This is a genomic window from Solibacillus sp. FSL W8-0474, assembly GCF_038004065.1.
GTDB lineage: Bacteria > Bacillota > Bacilli > Bacillales_A > Planococcaceae > Solibacillus > Solibacillus faecavium.
Map to the genome: position 1 here is coordinate 2,647,126 of NZ_JBBOQJ010000001.1, position 22,103 is coordinate 2,669,228.

Genomic DNA, 22,103 nt, shown 5'->3' on the forward strand with positions numbered 1-22,103 from the left:
CCGAATTCCGGCACCCCTTTCGTATAAATTACATGTTTTTTAATTCTGCAATACGTTTTTCAACCGTTGCATATTTCGCTTCATAGTCGGCTAACTTTTCACGTTCAGTTGCTACTAATGCTTCTGGTGCCTTTGATACAAAGCGTTCATTAGATAATTTACCAGAAACTAATTTCACTTCTTTTGCCCACTTTTCAAGCTCTTTTTCAAGACGTGCAATTTCTTCATCAATATTGATTAAACCTGCAAGCGGCATGAAGATTTCTGCGCCTGATACAACTGCCGACATTGCTTGTGCTGGTGCTTCAAGCTCTGTACCGATTGTTAAGCCATCAGGGTTACAGAATTTTTCGATGTAACCTTTGTTCGCTTCAAGAACTGCTGCAATACCAGCATCTTTTGCCGATATCGTCATCGCTACTTTTTTGCTCATCGGTGTATTTACTTCTGCACGAATGTTACGTACTGAACGGATAATATCCATTAACAGCTGCATATCGCCTGCTTCTGCCGTAAAGTTGAATGCTGGGTTTACAGTCGGCCATGCAGCTACTGTAATAGACTCCCCTTCATGTGGCAAGTGCTGCCAAATTTCTTCTGTTACAAATGGCATGAAAGGGTGCAGTAAACGCATTGTATTGTCTAAAACATAGGCAAGTACTGAACGTGTTGTTAATTTCGCTGCTTCATCTTCACCGTATAATGGTAATTTCGCCATTTCGATATACCATGAACAGAAATCATCCCAAATGAAGTTGTATAGCTCACGTCCTACTTCACCGAACTCATATTTATCAGATAAAGTTGTTACACGGTCGATTGTTTCATTCAAGCGTGAAAGAATCCATTTATCCGCTGTTGAAAGGTCACCTGTTAAATCAATTTGCTCATATGTTAAACCTTCCATGTTCATTAACGCAAAACGAGAGGCATTCCAAATTTTGTTTACAAAGTTCCATGTAGATTCTACTTTTTCTGTAGAGTAACGTAAATCCTGACCAGGAGAAGAACCTGTTGCCAAGAAGTAACGTAGTGAGTCCGCGCCATATTGACCGATTACATCCATTGGGTCAACGCCATTTCCTAGTGACTTGGACATTTTACGACCTTCTGCATCACGTACTAAACCGTGAATCAACACATCTTGGAATGGGCGTTTACCAGTAAATTCTTTACCTTGGAAAATCATACGGCTTACCCAGAAGAAGATGATATCATAACCAGTCACTAGTGTGTTTGTTGGATAGTAACGTTTGTATAAATCTGCTTCTTCATTTGGCCAATCCATTGTAGAAAACGGCCATAAAGCACTTGAGAACCACGTATCCAATACGTCTTCATCTTGTGTCCAGTTTTCTTTGTCGGCTGGTGCTTCCTTACCAACATAAATTTCGCCTGTTTCATTATTGTACCAAGCTGGAATTTGGTGCCCCCACCATAATTGACGGGAAATACACCAATCATGGATATTTTCCATCCAACGGTTATATGTGTTTTCGAAACGGTTTGGCACGAAGTTTACTTTTTCATTTTCATCCTCTTGCATTTTTAATGCTTCTTCTGCAAGTGGTGCCATTTTTACGAACCATTGTTTTGAAAGGTATGGCTCTACTACTGCATTTGTACGCTCAGAGTGTCCTACTTGGTGTGTATGCGGTTCAATTTCAATTAATACGCCTGCCTCTTGTAAATCGGCTACAATCTGCTTACGGCACTCGAAACGATCCATGCCAGCATATTTACCAGCTAAATCATTCATTGTACCATCTTCGTTCATTACTAAAATACGTTCTAAATTATGGCGATTTCCTACTTCAAAATCGTTCGGGTCATGTGCTGGCGTCATTTTTACGACACCTGTTCCAAATTCCATATCTACGTAATCATCCGCAACGATTGGAATTTCGCGACCTACGATTGGAAGGATAACCGTTTTCCCTACTAAGTGTGCATAACGTTCATCGTTTGGATGTACAGCTACACCTGAGTCACCTAGCATTGTTTCTGGACGTGTAGTTGCTACACGTAATTTTCCAGAGCCATCTGCCAATGGGTATTCCATATGATAAAATGCGCCTTCTACTTCTTTATGAATTACTTCAATATCAGAAAGTGCAGTTTTTGCAGCTGGATCCCAGTTAATAATACGTTCACCGCGGTAAATGTAACCTTTTTCATACAGCTTAACGAATACTTCTTTAACTGCTTCTGATAAGCCTTCATCTAATGTGAAGCGCTCTTTTGAGTAGTCAAGACCTAAACCAAGTTTTGCCCATTGCTCACGAATATGTGAAGCGTATTCTTCCTTCCATTCCCACGTCTTTTCCAGGAATTTCTCGCGGCCTAAATCATATCGTGAAATGCCTTCACCGCGTAGTTTTTCTTCGACTTTTGCCTGTGTCGCAATACCCGCGTGGTCCATACCCGGTAACCAAAGCGCGTCATATCCCTGCATACGTTTCATACGGATTAAAATATCCTGTAATGTTGTATCCCAAGCATGACCAAGGTGTAGTTTCCCTGTTACGTTCGGTGGTGGAATAACGATAGAATACGGCTCTTTATCGCTCGTTGGATCTGCTTCAAAAAACTTACCGTTTAACCACCATTCATAGCGGCCGGCTTCTGTTGACTTTGGATCATACTTTGTTGGCATTGTAATTTCCGTCATGATGAATCTCTCCTTTTCAAATACAAGTTGAATAAAATAAAAAACTCCCTTCGCCTAAAAAAGGACGAGGGAGTTAATTCGCGGTACCACCTTTAATTCCGAAGGGTTTAGTCAAGCGATCGCATACTTTGTCACTTGCCTCTCTCAGTCGCTCATGAACACTATGTTCAATTCGCGTCTTCGCTCGGCTACGTTCCTCGTCTGACAAGCGCTTTCTTTAAACCCTGTGATTTAAATGTCAAGCGCTCGCATACAATGCGGCGTTACTATGCCCAATCGGCACTTCATTCGATAACGGTGTCAAACCGGAACTCAGCTACTGCTATTTCACTAAGTCAGCTCCTAGGCTACCTTCTGTAAGTATGATGTAGAAACTTTTCAGCTACTGTTTCCTCTCTGCACATCATGTTCATACATACTCTTCCTATTCAACGCTTCAAATATATAGTTAAAATAATTCTAAGCTGTTTTTTATGAAATTTCAAGTATCATATTCATTATCGGAAAACACTTTTTTTAATTTCTAAACATATACTATGCAAAAGGAGTTTGGAAATTGCGAAAAAATTATAATCCTTTCTTATTACCTCCATGGTTACGAAAATTCCGATTTTACATGAGATATTGCATTCTACCGCTGACAATTTTCCAGGCAATACGTACAATACTCATTCCGACAACAGGCGATATCATATTATTAGCCATACTAATTTTATTTTGCTACTTATTATTGACAGATTTTATTTAAGCTTGGTTTTTTAAACAAAAAAGCCTGGGACAAAACGAAAACTATCTATTTTTTCAAAGAAAAAATAGATAGTTTTCTGCTTCTGCCAAAATTGATTTCCGTTACGGGGACGCTTTCCGGGGGCACGGCCTGAGCCTGTAGTCTCAGGCGTCGCGCTATTCCCCCAGGAGTCGCCCCTTCACTCCAATCAATTCACACAGTATCAATTTCTTAATAAGATTATTTTCCCTTATAAGAAGAAATTTCTACTTATGTCCCAATCCCTTTTATTATTTTTTTAATTGAATTTGGACACGGCTGTATGCATCTGCTAACTGCTCCAAAAAATCAATTTCTTCTGCTGGAAGATGCTGAGCCTGTCGTTGCACTTCCTCATGAAATAAAATATGGCTTTCAACCTCTTCTTCCTGTTGGTCTGAAGTAGCCATATGCGGAATTGGCTCGACAGTTTCTTTAATTTCTTTAATTTCTTGAATTACTTCCACTTCCTTCTCCGCCTTTACTTCCTTTACCTCATCGATTTTCTTAACTTCTTCTATTGCTTGTACTTTTCTTTCCACATTACAATTAACTTGCCAGCTACATGAACAGTACCCGTTATTTGGTTCTAGTTTTATTTCATTTATTTGCAGAGAAACCTTTTCAATCTGATCATTTGGGAAATCAACCGAAAAAGGCAATGCATATTCAAAATAGCCGTAATCCTTTTCTATATCGATATGCTCAATATATATGCCTTCCTCTATTTCCTCCTCTCTCGCTTTATGGTCAAATTGTATATTTCCTTTTACTACATAAATACCTCTTATCACTACAGAATCTTCATTAAATTCTTCATGCCATTTCGGTTCAACTACTATTTTTGAATTTTGTTGGATATTCCCTAATTGCTTTGGAAATGTAAACGTTTCATTCATTTGCCATTGTTGCATAAAAATCCCCTCCCTACGCTTACATTATGCATAGAAAGGGGATTTATGAGTTTATTAAGTAAGATTATCTTGCTAATTTAGCAAATACATGATGGAATGCTTGCACTGTTTTAGCGATATGTTCTTCTGTATGCGCTGTTGAAATAAACAATCCTTCAAATTGTGAAGGTGGTAAGAAAATGCCTTCTTCCGCCATTAATTTAAAGTATTCCGCAAACAATTCTAAATCAGAGCTTTTTGCTGTTTCAAAATCAATTACCTCTTCGTTTGTAAAGAAGAAACCAATCATTGAACCTGCACGATTCACAGTATGTGGAATATTATATTTCGTTGCTGCTGCGCGGAAACCTTCTTCTAGTTGGTCACCTAGTTTACGGAAATATTCATACGATTCTTTATTTAAACGAGATAGTGTTTCATAGCCAGCCGTCATAGCAAGTGGGTTGCCTGATAATGTCCCCGCTTGATAAATCGGACCTGCCGGTGCAATTTTCTCCATTATTTCACGTTTACCACCAAACGCACCTACTGGTAAACCACCACCGATAACTTTACCTAAACATGTAAGATCCGGAGTTATACCATAGTACTCCTGTGCACAACCGTAATCGACGCGGAAGCCTGTCATTACTTCATCAAAAATCAAAAGTGTTCCATTTTCCTCAGTTAGCTTACGCAAACCTTCCAAGAAACCTGGTTGAGGTGGTACAACCCCCATATTTCCTGCAACAGGCTCTAAAATAACAGCTGCCAGTTCTGAACCAAATTTTTCAAATACTAATTTTGCAGACTCTAAATCGTTGTATGCAACTGTTAAAGTATTTTTCGCAATATCTGCCGGTACACCAGGAGAATCCGGTAAACCAAGCGTTGCTACACCTGAACCGGCTTTTATTAAAAGGGAATCACCATGACCGTGGTAAGAACCTTCAAATTTCAAAATTTTATCGCGTCCTGTATAACCACGTGCCAAACGTAATGCAGACATCGTTGCTTCAGTTCCAGAAGAAACAAAACGAATCATTTCAACAGAAGGTAGGCGGTCCATTACAAGCTTTGCTAATTTGTTTTCAGAAAGTGTTGGAGCACCAAACGATGCACCTTTCGCAGCTTGGTCCTGAATAGCAGATACTACTTCAGGATGTGCATGTCCTAAAATTAACGGACCCCATGATAATACATAGTCAATATATTCATTGCCATCAATATCTTTAATTACCGCGCCTTTGCCCGATTCCATAAAAATCGGATCCAAGTTTACTGATTTAAACGCACGTACAGGCGAGTTTACCCCACCTGGCATTAAGTCAACAGCTTCTGTAAATGCTGCTTTTGATTTTTCATAACTAGTCATATTATTTTTCCTCCAGCCAACGACAAACGTCTTTTGCGTGATACGTAATAATTAAGTCAGATCCTGCACGCTTCATACCTAATAATGTTTCAAGTACTACAGCCTTTTCATCTATCCAGCCATTTTGTGCAGCTGCTTTCACCATCGAATATTCCCCTGAAACGTTATACGCAACTACCGGCACAGGGAAGCTATTTTTTACATCGCGAATAATATCCATATAGGCTAGTGCCGGTTTAACTATAAGGAAATCCGCTCCTTCTTCTACATCTGAAGTTGCTTCACGAATTGCTTCCATTCGGTTTGAAGGGTCCATCTGATACGTTTTACGGTCACCAAACTGAGGAGCGCCCTCAGCTGCTTCACGGAATGGACCATAATAGCTAGATGCGTATTTCACTGCATACGACATGATCGGAATATGCTGGAATCCTGCTGCATCTAATCCTGCACGTATTGCCACAACAAAACCGTCCATCATGTTCGATGGTGCAATAATATCAGCACCCGCTTTAGCCTGAGAAACAGCAGTACGTGCCAACACATCAAGTGATGGATCATTCAGGACTTGCTCTCCTTCAATCACACCGCAATGACCGTGGTCTGTAAATTCACATAAACATGTATCCGCTACTACTAAAAGATTAGGGTGACGCTCTTTAATTAACCGAGTTGCTTTTTGAACAATTCCGTGGTCATGGTATGCTCCTGTACCAACAGCATCCTTTTCAGCAGGAATACCGAATAGAAGTACCGCCTGAATACCTAACTCAACAATTTCATCCACTTCGGCATTTAATTTATCCAGTGATAATTGATATACACCTGGCATAGAGCTAACAGGATTTTTAATATTTTCGCCTTCAATAATAAATAATGGATAAATTAAATCTTCTTTTTGTAAGTATGTTTCTTTTACTAGGGCACGCATCGCTGCACTTTGACGTAAACGACGGTGACGCTGGAAATAAAGTTCTGTCATTTTTTCTGTTCCTCCAGGATGAGCTGCTCAATAACAGCCTGCATCGTATAGATTTTCGGTTGTACAATTGGTTCCACCCCATATTTAGCAAGGGCGGACGTTGTCACATGACCAATTGAGCCAAATTTAACATATCGCCAGTCCACATTCGGAACAATATGCTCAGCATAAATGTCAACTGCAGATGGACTGGCAAAAATAACAATTGGTTCTTCGTGTTCAAGTATGCATTGTTCAAGGTCTTGTAAATAAGTTGTACAAGGACGTGTTTCGTAAACTGTCCATTCGTCTGCACCAGTGCCATTATGTATTGTACTTTTCGCCATCGAGCCTCGTAAAAATAATGCACGTTCTGTTGGCTCCATAACAAATTCCTTAACGAATACATCGGCACTGTAAACAGTCGGCATAAAGTGAATAGAATAGCCGTGCTGCTGTAAAAGTGTAGCTGTTTTTTCTCCGACAGCTGCGACTTTTATAGACGATGGGACCTTTATTCTACTGCGCTCACACTTATTAATAAAGCTTGTCACGGCATTTTGACTCGTAAAAATTAACCATTGATACGAGTCGAGGTTAGCCGTATATATGTTATCTTCATCCGAAACTATTTCAGCAGTTTCGATTAATGGATAATTATATACTTTCCCACCATGTTGCTCAATTAATTGCTGCACTGACTGTACAACAGCTGAACCTGTAATAATAATTGTCTTTCCTAAAAGAGCATTACTCGGCATCAAGCTCAGCCTTTACTTTTTGAATTAAATCAAAGGCGCCCTGCTCTGTTAATTTTGCGGCAACTGCTTTACCTAATTCATCAGCATTTGTGCCCGATAATGTCTCTTTATATGTGACAGACGCATCCGGTGCTGCTACTAAACCTGTTAAAGTAAGTGTTTCCCCATCCGCTACTGCATAGCCTGCAATCGGAACTTGGCAACCGCCATCCATTGCCGCTAAAAATGAGCGCTCAGCATGTGCTGTATTCCACGTTGTTTTATCTGTAAGTTTCGCTAATTGCTCAAGAAGCTCTGTATCATCAGCACGGCACTCAATACCTAACGAGCCTTGTGCAACAGCCGGTAGACAAATATCTGTATCTAAGTATTCTGTTACGACATCATCGCTCCAGCCAAGACGTTTTAAGCCGGCTGCCGCCAAAATAATCGCATCAAAGCCTTCTGTTTTTAATTTGTTTAGGCGCGTGCCCACATTTCCACGAATCCATTTAATTTCTAGGTCCGGACGCACGTGTAATAACTGGGCGCTTCGGCGTAATGAGCTTGTACCGACAACTGCCCCTTTTGGTAAATCGGCAAATTTCACATGACCGTTTGAAATAAAGGCATCGCGCGCATCTTCACGCGGTGGGATACAGCCGATTACAAGACCTTCTGGTAATACTGCCGGCATATCCTTCATAGAGTGCACTGCAAAATCGATTTCCTTATCAAATAAAGCTTGTTCGATTTCCTTTACAAAAAGACCTTTACCCCCAACTTTAGAAAGCTGAACATCTAAAATCCGATCTCCTTTTGTGACAATTTCCTTTACCTCAAAATCAAAAGGAACGCCTGCAGCCTTTAATTCATTAATGAACCAATTTGTCTGTGTTAATGCTAATTTACTTCTACGAGATCCTACAATAATTTTTCTCAATATACTCCGACCTTTCTGTTAAACCCATAGATGGAAATTTGATAGTTTGCTGCCAAGGAAGAAATTAATGACGACGAGCAGAAATAACCCAACATGCACTTGTGCATAAGTCGTCCCAACTAACCTACCTCTTCGATGCAGTAAGAAAATAATTAAGTAAATAACGGATACGATGAAAGAGCCTAAAATTTTAACATCAAAAATAGAAACATTCTCTAATGTTAAAAATGCCCATTCCAACCCTAAAATTAAACTTATAAGCAGCAATGGAATTCCGATTATTGTCGATAGATTAATCCATTTAACCATTTGTTGCAAACTTGGCAATCTTGACCACAAATTATTTAATTTTTTCCGCTTTAAGATTCGATATAAAATTATATATAGTAGCGAAAAGACAAACGCCACAGAAAAAGCGGCGTAAGACATAATCGCAAAGCTAATATGGATCAATAACATTTCCGAAACTAAAGAATCACTCACAATTTGAGCGTTTGATTGAGGTGCAAATAAATGGATTGTCATAAATATAAAGCTCAATACATTTATAAAAAATACCGGTAAGTCGACACGGGCAATACAATGTAGCACGATCGACAGCGTAGTTAGAAGCCACGCATAAAAGAATACACCCTCATACAGAGACAAAATTGGGAATCGTTTTGTTTCGAAAATAAACAATACAATAAATAATATTTGCAATATCCACACTATCGAAACAAACCAAAACGCAACACGTCTGAATTTCACATTTTTATAAAGATAATCAGTAAAATACAGTACGATACAAAGCCCGTAGAGAATAATCATGAGCTCATATAATCTTGTCATTACTAGTTCTGTCATATGCACCCTACTCCTGTTTAAAACTAAAACCCACTTATGAAAAAAGCGCTTTCGGTATCTATGATTTTACCATATAGATACGAAAACGCTTATGTTCATTTGGTAAGGCTCAATGTCTATTGGCTATTGTTCAATTAATAAGTTAAACCCGGACTTAAGTTCACTTCTTCAACTTTTTTGTTGGATGTTGATTTGACAACATGCATCTGCTGTACTTCTTGCTGCACTTCATCTTCAATCCCGAAAATTTGTTGGAATAGTGCAAGCTGTGCTTCTGCATCTTTGTCATTGGCAAGCTCTTTTGCTTGAAGAATCGGCGTTTTCAGCAACTGATTAATAATTGACTTCGTATGTTTATTAATTATTTTACGCTCGCGTTCCGTTAAGTTTGGCATCTTATTTTCAATGCTCATCATCGTTTCTTCCTGTATAGATGACGCTTTTTTACGCAATGCAGAAATAACCGGAACGACACCAAGCGTATTAAACCAATCTTTGAATTGAATAATTTCGTTATGAATCATCGTCATAATTTCATTTGCCGCACGCTCACGCTCCGCCAAGTTCGCTTGTACAATTCCTTGTAAATCATCAATATCATACAGGAAAATATTCGGTACATCGCCAATACGCGGATCTAAATCTCGTGGTACTGCAATATCGACCATAAATAATGGGTCACCCTTACGGAATTTTGCAACGTCCTTCATTAGATCGTAATCAATGACATAATCTGTTGCTCCTGTAGAACTGATTAAAATATCCGCTTCTAAAAGAGTACATTGTAATTCATTCATTGCTTTTGCCTTACCATCGAATTTCGATGCTAAATTTTGGGCTTTTTCAAATGTACGATTAATAACCGTTACTTTACCTACACCGTTGCCATATAGGTTTTGAATCGCCAATTCACCCATCTTACCTGCACCTAAAATTGCAACATGTTTATTTTGTAAAGAACCGAAAATTTTCTTTGCAAGTTCTACGGCTGCATATGAAACAGATACAGCATTTTCACCAATCGCTGTATCACTATGGGCGCGTTTAGCAAATGTAACTGCTTGTTTAAATAACTGGTTGTAAACGGTTCCAGTAGTACCAATTTCTTGACCTTGTAAAAAGCTCTTTTTAACTTGTCCTAAGATTTGTGTTTCGCCTAATACCATTGAATCAATACCAGCCGTTACACGGAATAGGTGGTTTAACGACTCATCCTCTTCATAAATGAATAAATGATCCTCGAATTGCTCCATTGGGATGTTAAACCAGTTAGCCAAAAATTGTTTAATATAATAGCGGCCAGTGTGTAATTGATCAACAACCGCATAAATTTCTGTACGGTTACAAGTAGAGATAATTACGTTTTCTAATATGCTTTTTTGCTTTTGTAGCGCCTCCATAGCATTCGAAAGATCCGATTCGATAAACGATAACTTTTCACGAATTTCTACTGGCGCTGTTTTATAATTCAAGCCTACTACTAATGTATGCATGAACCTCTACACCTCACACGTTCTAATTCATAGATTCTATTGTAACATAAAGGTAGCATGACTCACGTTTAGTTTGTGAACATGCTATGAAAGTATTTGCTGAATATGATAAATCAAATCCTCTTTTCCGATTTTTGATCGATAAGAGTTGAAAATTTTTTTGCTACGATGATATATACCCTAATTTCAAAAAGTTAAATTAGAATTATTCTAATGTAAGTTTAACAAAGTTCGACATAGATTTCAATCATACAAACCGAAAAAGAAGCTCACTTATGCAATGAGCTTCTAATTTGTCACATATTATGAATTTTTGTCGCGATAACGTTTCCTGATTCATCTAGAGCTTGGAATTCAACTTCTACGTATAAATCAAATTCAGGGAATTCATATAATTGCGGTCGATGCATAAAGCGCGATGAACCACGTTCAGGTAAATCATAACGCACATCTCCACTAGGCGAAATAAATACGACACGCACCGCTTTTACATTTTCACAGCCTGTATTTACATCCGCGAGAATTGTTACACGTTCTTCTATACGTACATCTGTACGATTAAAGATTGTGTCCCCTACTAAACAACTATTATTCAAAGTTGGAGTTTTACATAAAATCGTAGTAATAATCGATTGTAACGAGCCATGTAAATTCTCGATTGTTGAAATGTTTTGATACGTACCTTTTGTTTCAGATGATATATCTTTCAATAACTTTTCATTCACAGTTGTGTATGAGCCAACTGAAACAGTATGAATCGCAATTCCCTTTTCTTTTGCCATTCGGATAACCTCATCTAGTCCATTACTGTTTGAATAGCCATCCGTTACCAATACAATTGCCTTATTTGTATATTGATTCGTAGTGAAATTATTCACTGCCGTTTTTAATGCTGATACAATATTCGTCGAACGATTCTCATTTTTATAGCTCAGTAAGCTATCAATACCTGAAACGATTGCTGCTGTATCTGTTGCTTCATGGTTTGAACGATTGCTGAATCGATACACATGACTTGGATTCGCTCCAATTTGCTTCACCGTCTGTTTCACTTTGTCTGCTGTATAATTTTTCGCATCCCGTACTTTCATCGAACCTGAATGATCCACAACAAACATAACTTCAGATTCAACTGCACATAAATTATTTTCAAAACGTGGATTTGAAAATACTGATTGTGTAACAGTCGTATTTTTCAGTCCTTGAAAAACTTTATCATAACGTGGATCCAAATCAATCAATCGTGCTTTTACCTGTGAATTGCCGTATAGAATATCATCAAAGTATACAACTGCAGACCCGCGGCTACCTGTGTTATTATTGTAGTCTTTAGTATTCGTATCAAATGATACAACACGAGTTTTCCCATTGAACGATACTTCTACTGTTCCTTTATAATCAGTAATAATAACACCACTTGGCGCTACTAAATTGACAATAACTTTTGTATATCGATCCATGCCTTCCGGACGTTGTTGTAATTCTTTCCCTGCCTGTAAAACGGCAATTTTTGATACAGCGCCTTCCAGTTTTCCGATTAGGTCTGCATAATCTTTTCGCAGTAAATTTTTATCGATTTGTCCTAAGCGATCGTACATTGCTTTTATTACTTCGACCGATTCTTCGTGCGCTAATGTAATTTGATCTGCAATCGGTAAAAACTTGCCTGTTAAATAAATAATGACAGCATGTAGCATAGAATTGAAGGGAACTGTATCTTCTTCACTCATAACGCCTTGAAGATCGTATGTTGCTCGTCCTTCATTATTTACTGTGTACATTACTTTCGCATTTCCTAGACCGCCCCATGAAGATTCATCTTTCGGTCCTTCAATCATATAATCTAAAATTTGTTCAAATAACCAAACAGAAATAATTTGGCCTTCTAATTTTAAGTCGGCATTTCCGTATTGTATTTCCTTTGAAGTGACTTGCCCTTGTGTTAATTTACCATCGGATGTCGTATAAGATTCCCATTTAGAGCCTGTCATTACTTTTATATCTTCGTCATAATCGGTAATTGTAATAATCCCATTTGGTGTATATGGTACAGTCGTTGTTCCAACTACACCTTGTGGTAAAGCTGGCAATGGTTTTACTCCAGGATCAACCGTACCGCCATTCCATTCTGTCTGCTCTGGATCAAACACTTCATACGTAATGCGAAGCTCTGCTTTTGGTACATATCGCATCGATACTTCAATGACTTGATTTTTATATGTGTGGTATTTCTCCGTTGGATTGACCATTTCAAAGCGAATCGTATCAACTACCGACTTTGTAAGTGCCGGTGCTGTCACATATACATTTAACTGAGGGCCATCTGTATATACTACTGTCGATTGTCCACTTGTACTCGTGTTCGTTTCCGATACTTTCGCTCCAGCTACAGAGGTAACTTTAAATGCAAGCGATTCATCATATGAAATGTCATTGCCATAGCTATCGCGCAAATTAATTGTAATTAAAGAGGAATCCAGACCGTTGGCAGTTAGTTCTTCTTTTGCTACTTTAATGTCTTTTACAGCTTTGTAAACGTCCGGTCTAGTCGTTTTATCATCCGGATTTTTGCCTGGCTTTGTTGGAATGGTTACCGTTCCATCTTTACTTTCAATAAAGTTTGTTGGCAACGTTATCTTATTATTGTCCTTACCAGTAGGAGCGCTTGATAATCCTTCTATCGCCATTTTCCCTTGCTGATTAATTCGATACATAAAAACGGCCATATCTCCCCGGTTAATATTGCGGGTCGGCTTATAATCTTCAAATGTGCGCTTACCAGATGTTCCAGTAGTAATTTCATTCATATATAAATATTGAACTGCTTGTACTTCCGATAAATCTAAACCATTCACTGCCGCATATAGGCGGGCAAAATGACCTCTGGAAATGTTTGCATTTCGCTTTGATGGATTGTCTGCTCCATATAGCGGTATATTCAACTCACTGTAATATTCATATAACATATCCTTATTGTTCGTATTGAAATGATAATTACTATCTAACTTCGCTAAAAACTGAAGCATTTGCCATTCCATAACGAGAGTGCCAGATTGGAATTTGTTCCCGCCATATAATTGCATATAATCCTTGTCTACTGCCCATTTAGCCGCTTTATATTTCGAATTAGATTTAGCAATATCCGAAATTTGCTTGTTTGCTGCTTCCACCTCTATCGGACCAAATGGAAAAGCTAAAGAGAGAACTAGAAGACAAGATAGCAACATCGCCATTAGTTTCTTCATTTTATTCATTTTTGCAACTCCTTAGTTAAAGAACAGAATATTGTCACGGTAGTTTTCTTTTAAATCGTTTTCTAAATAGCGTAAAAATCGTTCAATGATTGCCGAAGATTGTGCACGTGTTAACGTATCTTTCGGATTAAAATAACCGTTGCTGCCGGACATTAACCCTAACTGTGTCGCTACATATATGGCATCTCGTGCATAATCTGTAATTCTGTAGTCATCTTTATAATCCGTTGTATAGCCTGGATCTGGCGCTTTCCCTTCTAAACCAAGGGCACGTACTAAAATTGTCGCTGCTTGCTGACGTGTTAAAAATCCATCAGGGTCAAAAGTATTCGGTGTCGTCCCTTTAATAACCCCTTTATTCACTGCTGCAACTAAATAATTGTGATCTTTCGTAGTGCGCTTTACATCTTTAAAAATGGTCGGCTGTGAAGTAGGACGGCGATTGTTTTGCTCTTCCAATACACGTAGGTCTATTGCTTTACCGATTGCAATGGCAAAGTCTAAACGTTGCACTGGTGTATTAGGAGAGAAGAAGTTGGATTGATCCTCCAAAATCCCAAGTGAATATAATTTTTCAATTTGTTCACGAGCCCAATTTGTTGATAAATCACGGAATTTTGGGATCTTCAGCATTTCTAGCTTTGGCATATAGTCAATGCTACTTGCCACTCTTCCTCTTCCGGCAGGTAAATCGTATTCATATTCAGATAATGAATCTGCCGAGCTAACTGTTTTATAGTTGCCGTTAAAGCTGGATAAAGTAGCATCACTTTGATTGAAGTCCAAAGTGCGTGATTTAGCTGTAGAAACTTTGTTTTTTACCGTTCCGATTGACCCGTCTTCATATACAATTTCAAAATCGGTAATTTGAGTTTCAGTGGCACCCCAGAAGTTTTCATATCCTTCATTTCGGCTGCTTGCCTCTACTGTAATTGTTTTTGTTACAGCATCTTTTCCCCGACCTGTCGATTCGGTATATGTTTTACGGGCAATCGCTTCTCCAGAGTAATAGTCAGATGCTGGACGCTTGTCTGTAATTGTACTTTTTGAGAGTTGGTAATCCGCCAATGTAAATGTACGGTCACCAATAGTAATTTTTTCTGTAAATTTTGTTACGCTACCAGTCGCCGAACTTTGACCGACCTGGTCATAGTTTGTTACATCATATGTATACGTAAAGTTTCTCGTTAATTTTTCTCCACTTGGTCCTGATAACGTAAATTTATATGTTTCAGTTAATTTACCTTGACGTTCTGTTTTGTTTACAGAAACGTTTTTATTAGTTCCCGTAAATTTAATTGGTTTCCCTGTTAAAAAGAAATACTCTTCGTATTCATACTCATTTTTAACTCCACCTGTTAAATCAATTGACTGGGCTGAACTACTCGACGGGTGGACGAGTAGTACTATAATTAAAAATGAACATACTGCTACAAAGTTTAAGTTAAACTTTTTCCTCACAAATTCGTCCTCATTTCCTTAAATTATTCCGTAAAATAGTATTGGCATGTGAGAGGCACATCTCACATGCCTTATCAGTTTAGTTTATAAGTAGTACATATACATCAGATGTCGAACGTGCAACAGCTGTTACTTGACTTCCTTTATTAATTTCCTCAATATCAACCACTTTTCCATCTTTAACAATCATTGCTTTGGATAAGTCTAATGTAAGTGAACCGTATCGGAAATTCCAATGGCCGTCGTTCCCCCACTGGCTACTATTAATAACTGAAATCTTTTTCGTATTGAAGTTCACCGAGCTTACTCGTCCTGTCAAAGTTAACGTTGCCAATCTTTCGTTTGGAACAAAGTGAATGCCTTGAATATGTCCATCCTTTACATAGAAGTATGCATAATAAGGATTTGGCGAGTTTGTATAATTATCATATAAATCTAAGTCCAATTCAGGTATTACTTTAAATTGCTTTGTCCCATCCAGTTCAGATGCAATTGTAGAATTGCTGTATCCAAATTGGGAAATTCGATTATCTGAACTCCAGAAATGATTATCAAAACGTTGCAAATCAGATAAGTCCACTTCATATGCGTCTAAATCTGCGACATCAATTCGGCCAAAGTAAAGTTGGTATTTTGATAAATTCGGCGCTAAAAACGCATCATTTGTAACATTTACAATATGCGCATAGTCATTTTTCGCACCACCATCCGTTAATACAAAGGCTGTTGTCGAAATTGGTTTTTGTGCTAAATCCAATGCGATTAATCCTTCAGGTTCTACTAATCGACCATTGCGTAATAAAATCGATCCATTATGATAATTTAATTTCTGTGCATTTTTTAATTCCAGCATATTTACACCAATATTCACACGATTAATTGGTTGATAGAATGTACGTTCATTTTTGGCTAATACAATAATTTTATCGATTACTTCTTTATTAAACTGTTCTTTTGTTACAAAATAAATATCACTGTTGTTATAGTTTTTCAATTGATTTTTTGATATTTTTTTATTCCCTGCATAAATGGTTGTATTATTAGTAAAGTTGAAAGTAGCCTTTGTTTTTATGTTTCCAGTTCCGAAACGCCAATTCAATAAAGTATGGGCATTTTGAACATTTATTGTATTTTTATTAGTATTAACCGTATTTAAATTTGCTTTGTATAAATCTGCAACCATGTTGGCTGTACTCATAATATTAATCTCGGCAATACGAGATGTATTGGCTGTAGCAAATTTTAAACGTACACGGTCCCCTACATATAGGGTACTAATATCTACAAAAGATTTCCCTTTAAACACTTCTGTATTATTAGTTACAGTAAACGTTTTCGTCGATGCCCCATCTACCTTTACGCGGACTTGTAGACCGTTTGGATCGATTTGGGTAACTACACCTGATATTTGTTTACTATTTTCAACAATTGAACCGTCCCCGTCATTTGTAGAACCGCGTAATTCAGTGATCTTACCTGATTTTAGTTTAATCGTGACATTCATACCCGCTTTAAAACCAGCTATATTTGTCAGCGTATTATTAATATAGAATTTACCTGTATTTGAAAGGCTTAATGTTGCTGTTTTTCCAGAACTATTTTTTAAAGTGACGCTTTTTAATGTACGCGTCACCGTTCCATTCTTATCTTCAGTTTCATTATAATTTGCTTTCATAAAGGTATATGTAGTAGATGCTTCAGCTTGTTGACCTAGCGGTAGAATTGCTAAAGCAAGTGTAATTGCTGTCAACAGTGTTACTATTTTTTTAAGCAATTGTTTCTCCTCCTCATTCATTACTTCCCTTAATTTTTATTTCAAATAGTCTTACTTAACCTCATTTCTTTCAATTCATAATTAAGCACTCTTTAATTTGTATAAATTTACAAATAATACTGCATTAACTATTTAAGTTTACCAAATTACCTAAGTGTTCGCATCGTAAGTCTTAATTAATTAAATAGAGATATCAACTGAATGACCTAGAGTTGGGTGAGATACATTCGTTACTTCTATTAATTGTTCTATGCTTTGTTCTTGAAATTCCATCGATTGTTTTGTAACAGCTATTGAAACATTTTTCATTAAATCCGCTTGTTTCATCGAGATTGCTAAAGCTGCGATATCCATATGTAGCACCTCCTACAATTTTTATCGACAAATCCATATTAATATCAAGTAATTATTATAATTTTGATGAAGGTAACCTTTTAATTAAAGCGAAGGGATGTTTGACTTTTAAAAATTTATAAACAAAAAAGAACAACTCCGAATTTAATCGAAGTTGTTCTAATTTAATTACATACGCGATTCAATTTCAGCCCATGCCTCTTCGAAGCCAAGACCTTTCTCTGAAGAAAACACGATTAATGGATCCTGTTTATCCATTTGCAACGTTTCTCGCACATGCTTTTTATGCTTATCCCATTTACCTTTCGGGATTTTGTCAGCCTTTGTCGCTACTACGATAACAGGAATATTATAATGCTTTAAGAAATCATACATCATACAGTCATCATTAGTGGGATTGTGACGAATATCAATAATTAATACAACGGCTCTTAATTGGTCGCGTCCCATGAAATATTTTTCAATCATTTTTCCCCATGCTGCACGTTCTGATTTTGAAACTTTTGCATAGCCGTATCCTGGAACGTCAACATAATAAAGTTGCTCTTCAATTTTATAGAAATTCAACTGTTGCGTTTTACCAGGCTTTGACGAAATACGTGCCATTGCTTTACGGCCAATCATACGATTAATAAACGAAGATTTGCCGACATTTGAACGACCCGCTAACGCAAATTCAGGTAGCCCGTCTTCCGGGAACTGTTCTGGTCGGACAAAACTGCCGATCATTTCAACGTTATGGACTTTCATTACTTTTTAAAACCTCCATCTAGTGCAAGAGCAAGAACTTCTTCCGCCTGTGACACTAGTTTAAATGTGAGTTGCTCACGAATTGTTTCTGGAATATCATCAATATCACGCTCATTGTCTTTCGGGATAATAATCGTCGTTAATCCTGCACGGTGAGCACTTAAAGATTTTTCCTTTAGGCCACCGATTGGTAATACCCGACCTCTTAAAGTTACTTCCCCTGTCATCCCAATTTCGCGTTTAATTGCTTTTCCAGTTATAGCTGAAACGATGGCTGTTGTCATCGTTATACCAGCTGAAGGACCATCCTTTGGCACTGCGCCTTCTGGAACATGGACGTGAATATCATGTTGATCAAAATAATCTGAATCAAGTCCTAAATTATCTGTTAATGTACGGACAAATGATAGTGCAATTTGTGCGGATTCCTTCATTACATCTCCAAGCTTCCCTGTTAGGATTAGTTTTCCTTTACCAGGTGTTAATGAAACCTCAATTTGTAAAGTATCGCCGCCAACAGTAGTGTAAGCAAGACCTGTTGCAACACCTACTTGATTTTCAAGCTCTGCTTGTCCGTAACGGAAGCGATGTTTGCCAAGCATATCCACTAATACTTTGGAGCTAACAGTCACTTTTTTCTTTTCACCTGAAACAATGATTTTTGCAGCTTTACGACAAACAGTTGCTACTTGTCGCTCTAATCCACGAACTCCTGCTTCACGTGTATAATAACGAATCAAATCCGTAATTGCTTCGTCTTTTATAACTAATTGCGCTTTCTTTAAACCATGTTCCTTCGTTTGTTTCGGAATTAAATGGTTTTTCGTAATTTCAATTTTTTCATACTCCGTATATCCGGCAATATTAATAATTTCCATACGATCAAGAAGTGGGCCAGGTATTGTGCTTAAATCATTTGCTGTTGCAATGAACAGTACATCCTGCAAGTTATATGGCTCTTCAATGAAGTGATCGCTAAACGTATTGTTTTGCTCAGGATCCAAAACTTCCAACATTGCAGCAGAAGGATCACCACGGAAATCATTTGACATTTTGTCAATTTCATCAAGTAAGAATACAGGGTTTGTTGTACCTGCTTTTTTCATTCCTTGAATAATACGGCCTGGCATAGCACCTACATACGTACGACGGTGACCGCGAATTTCCGATTCATCACGTACACCACCAAGTGAAACTCGGACAAATTTACGATCCAAGCTCTCTGCAATGGAACGTGCCAAACTTGTTTTACCAACACCTGGAGGTCCTGCTAAACAAAGAATAGGACCGCGTAATGAATTCATTAACTGACGGACTGATAAATATTCCAAAACACGCTCTTTTACTTTTTCTAAACCGTCGTGATCACGATTTAAAACTTCTTCAGCATGGGCAATATCGATACGGTCTTCCGTTTTCTCTGTCCAAGGTATTGAAACAAGCCATTCCAGATAGTTACGAATAACACCACTTTCTGCACTTGCAGCAGGCAATTTTTCATAACGATCAAGCTCTTTTAACGCCACTTTTAATGTGGAATCAGGCATGCCTGAGCTATCAATTTTTTTGCGAAGGTCGGCAACTTCCCCTGTTTTCCCTTCACGATCACCAAGCTCTGTTTGAATTGCTTTCATTTGCTCACGTAAATAATATTCTTTTTGCGTGCGCTCCATCGCTTGCTTCACTTTTGTACTGATTTTTTTCTCGAGATTTAAAATCTCCTGCTCATCATGTAGACGAATCATTAAGTGGTCTAAACGTTTCTTAATGTTAGTGATGTCTAACACTTCCTGCTTCTCATTAATTTTAAATGGTAAATGAGAGGCAATTACATCCGCTAATCGACCTGGTTCTTCAATATCGAGAACAGATTCGATTGTTTCAGTTGTAATTTTATTTGATGATTTTGCATATTTTTCGAAATAAGATAGAACTGTACGCATTAAAGCTTCTGTTTCGGAATCTTTAAATTGATCGTCTTCAAATATTTCCAAATCTGCAATTGCAAATTTTTCAGCATCTTTGTAACTTACCATTTCCGCACGGTTTAAACCTTCAACCAATATGCGTAATGTGCCGTTTGGAAGCTTTAGCATTTGTTTAACTTTCGCTAAAGTACCCATTTTATAAAGATCTGATTTTACGGGTGAATCAACACGTAAATCCTTTTGAGTTACTAAAAAGATTGTACTGTCTCCAAGCATCGCATGTTCAAGTGCAGCAATGGAACGTTCTCTACCAACATCAATATGTAAAACCATTGTTGGGTAGACAAGAAGTCCTCTTAACGGTAAAACTGGCATATTTGATAATTTTTTTGTCACGCGGGTATTCACCTCCATCCAAATCTTAAAAACAACCCGCATTATAAGTATGTGTCAGCTATTCATAAAATTTTCATCCAACCAATATGTATATCCTTTTTGTAAGAAAAAGCTGACTTTGGACTTGCTTAAGAAGTCTAAGTCAGCTACATAATTGGAAACATTCAGCAAAAATTATGCTGAGGTTTTTTCGTTATCATCTTTTTTCAATACTGAACCATCATCCAAAATTAATTTTGGCTCTGCTTTATCACGAATTGTCTCTGCCGTGATGACACATTTTTTAATGTCTTCACGTGAAGGTAATTCAAACATAACGTCCAGCATTGTTACTTCGATAATAGAACGAAGTCCACGAGCACCTGTTTTACGTTCGATCGCTAATTTTGCAATTTCAACTAATGCCTCATCTTCAAACTCAAGCTCAACATTATCCAGTTCTAGCATTTTTTGATATTGTTTTGCCAAAGCGTTTTTAGGCTCTGTTAAAATTTGAACTAACGCATCTACATTTAACTGCTCTAACGTTGCCAATACTGGTAAACGACCGATAAATTCTGGAATAAGTCCAAATTTCAATAAGTCTTCCGGAATTAATTGGGACATGATAGAAGCATCTTCATCAACACCGTTATTTATAGTAGAAGCAAATCCGATTACTTTCTCACCTTGACGACGTTTAATAATCGTCTCGATTCCATCAAACGCTCCACCAACAATGAAAAGAATGTTTGATGTATCAATTTGTAAAAACTCTTGGTGTGGATGCTTACGACCGCCTTGTGGAGGAACGCTAGCTACAGTACCTTCTAGAATTTTAAGTAAAGCTTGTTGTACACCTTCACCTGATACATCGCGTGTAATTGAAGGATTTTCAGATTTACGAGCCACTTTATCAATCTCGTCAATATAAATAATCCCTTTTTCGGCACGCTCAATATCATAATCAGCAGCTTGGATTAATTTTAAAAGAATATTTTCAACATCCTCACCAACATAACCTGCTTCAGTTAAGCTTGTTGCGTCAGCAATCGCGAATGGTACATTTAAAATACGTGCCAATGTTTGAGCAAGTAAAGTTTTACCGCTACCAGTTGGGCCGATTAAAACAATATTTGATTTCGATAATTCAACATCGTCAATTTTCGAATTTGAATTAATACGTTTATAGTGATTATAAACAGCAACTGCCAAAGCTTTTTTTGCCCGTTCTTGTCCGATAACATATTCACCTAATATATTTAAAATTTCTTTAGGCTTCGGAATATCTTTGAACTCAATTTCCTCTTCGATTCCTAGTTCTTCTACTACGATCTCTGAGCAAAGCTCGATACATTCGTCACAAATATATACGCCTGGTCCTGCAACCAGTTTACGAACTTGTTCTTGTGGCTTACCACAAAAAGAGCATTTTAAATTGCCTTTTTCATCATTAAATTTAAACAATTTGGTTCACCCCTATTCAAGCAACAATCTTACAAGATTCTAGTTGTTTTAT

15 protein-coding genes and 1 other annotated feature are annotated in these 22,103 nt (G+C 37.6%); all 15 genes read right to left on the minus strand.

From position 1 onward, the window contains the following. Positions 1-28 precede the first annotated feature (28 nt). The 15 genes from NYE67_RS13380 to clpX all read right to left on the minus strand — a co-directional run bounded on the left by NYE67_RS13380 (position 29) and on the right by clpX (position 22,051). Complete coding sequence (locus NYE67_RS13380) at positions 29-2,671, minus strand: valine--tRNA ligase (protein WP_340728548.1); 2,643 nt, start codon at positions 2,669-2,671, stop codon at positions 29-31. A 57-nt stretch (positions 2,672-2,728) separates the two neighbouring features. After that, positions 2,729-3,112 (minus strand) — a binding site (T-box leader). A 576-nt stretch (positions 3,113-3,688) separates the two neighbouring features. After that, the gene (locus NYE67_RS13390) at positions 3,689-4,351 is read right to left on the minus strand and encodes an alanine racemase (protein ID WP_340728549.1); all 663 of its coding nucleotides are present in this window, start codon (positions 4,349-4,351) and stop codon (positions 3,689-3,691) included. Between the two features lie 64 nt (positions 4,352-4,415). Next, positions 4,416-5,705, minus strand: a complete 1,290-nt coding sequence (hemL, locus tag NYE67_RS13395; RefSeq protein WP_340728550.1) for a glutamate-1-semialdehyde 2,1-aminomutase — start codon at positions 5,703-5,705, stop codon at positions 4,416-4,418. Position 5,706: 1 nt separating this feature from the next. After that, positions 5,707-6,687, minus strand: coding sequence for a porphobilinogen synthase (gene hemB, locus NYE67_RS13400; RefSeq protein ID WP_340728551.1), 981 nt, complete (start codon positions 6,685-6,687; stop codon positions 5,707-5,709). After that, positions 6,684-7,427: a uroporphyrinogen-III synthase gene (locus NYE67_RS13405; RefSeq protein ID WP_340728552.1), complete on the minus strand. Its 744-nt coding sequence runs from the start codon at positions 7,425-7,427 to the stop codon at positions 6,684-6,686. Before NYE67_RS13405 ends, hemB begins: the two co-directional genes overlap by 4 nt. Then, entirely contained in the window at positions 7,417-8,349 is a 933-nt protein-coding gene (hemC, locus tag NYE67_RS13410) for a hydroxymethylbilane synthase (RefSeq protein WP_340728553.1), read from the minus strand. Before hemC ends, NYE67_RS13405 begins: the two co-directional genes overlap by 11 nt. A gap of 18 nt (positions 8,350-8,367) precedes the next feature. Further along, positions 8,368-9,195 carry a cytochrome c biogenesis protein CcsA gene (ccsA, locus tag NYE67_RS13415; protein ID WP_191700370.1) on the minus strand — a complete coding sequence of 276 codons (828 nt, stop codon included), beginning with the start codon at positions 9,193-9,195 and terminating at the stop codon, positions 8,368-8,370. A gap of 134 nt (positions 9,196-9,329) precedes the next feature. Then, a complete protein-coding gene (hemA, locus tag NYE67_RS13420; RefSeq protein ID WP_340730277.1) occupies positions 9,330-10,688 on the minus strand; it encodes a glutamyl-tRNA reductase in 1,359 nt (452 codons plus the stop codon). Between the two features lie 296 nt (positions 10,689-10,984). Beyond that, positions 10,985-13,942 carry a VWA domain-containing protein gene (locus tag NYE67_RS13425; protein WP_191700372.1) on the minus strand — a complete coding sequence of 986 codons (2,958 nt, stop codon included), beginning with the start codon at positions 13,940-13,942 and terminating at the stop codon, positions 10,985-10,987. A gap of 12 nt (positions 13,943-13,954) precedes the next feature. After that, positions 13,955-15,403, minus strand: coding sequence for an S-layer homology domain-containing protein (locus tag NYE67_RS13430; RefSeq protein WP_340728555.1), 1,449 nt, complete (start codon positions 15,401-15,403; stop codon positions 13,955-13,957). 79 nt (positions 15,404-15,482) lie between these two features. After that, the gene (locus NYE67_RS13435; protein ID WP_340728556.1) at positions 15,483-17,177 is read right to left on the minus strand and encodes a phosphate ABC transporter ATPase; all 1,695 of its coding nucleotides are present in this window, start codon (positions 17,175-17,177) and stop codon (positions 15,483-15,485) included. A gap of 180 nt (positions 17,178-17,357) precedes the next feature. Then, a complete protein-coding gene (locus tag NYE67_RS13440) occupies positions 17,358-17,531 on the minus strand; it encodes a YjfB family protein (RefSeq protein ID WP_191700375.1) in 174 nt (57 codons plus the stop codon). A gap of 168 nt (positions 17,532-17,699) precedes the next feature. Then, positions 17,700-18,281, minus strand: a complete 582-nt coding sequence (gene yihA, locus NYE67_RS13445) for a ribosome biogenesis GTP-binding protein YihA/YsxC (protein ID WP_191700376.1) — start codon at positions 18,279-18,281, stop codon at positions 17,700-17,702. Next, positions 18,281-20,623, minus strand: a complete 2,343-nt coding sequence (lon, locus tag NYE67_RS13450; protein ID WP_339213212.1) for an endopeptidase La — start codon at positions 20,621-20,623, stop codon at positions 18,281-18,283. The genes yihA and lon overlap by 1 nt, the downstream gene beginning before the upstream one ends. A gap of 156 nt (positions 20,624-20,779) precedes the next feature. Continuing rightward, positions 20,780-22,051, minus strand: coding sequence for an ATP-dependent protease ATP-binding subunit ClpX (gene clpX / locus NYE67_RS13455; protein WP_191700378.1), 1,272 nt, complete (start codon positions 22,049-22,051; stop codon positions 20,780-20,782). Between the last annotated feature and the right edge of the window lie 52 nt (positions 22,052-22,103).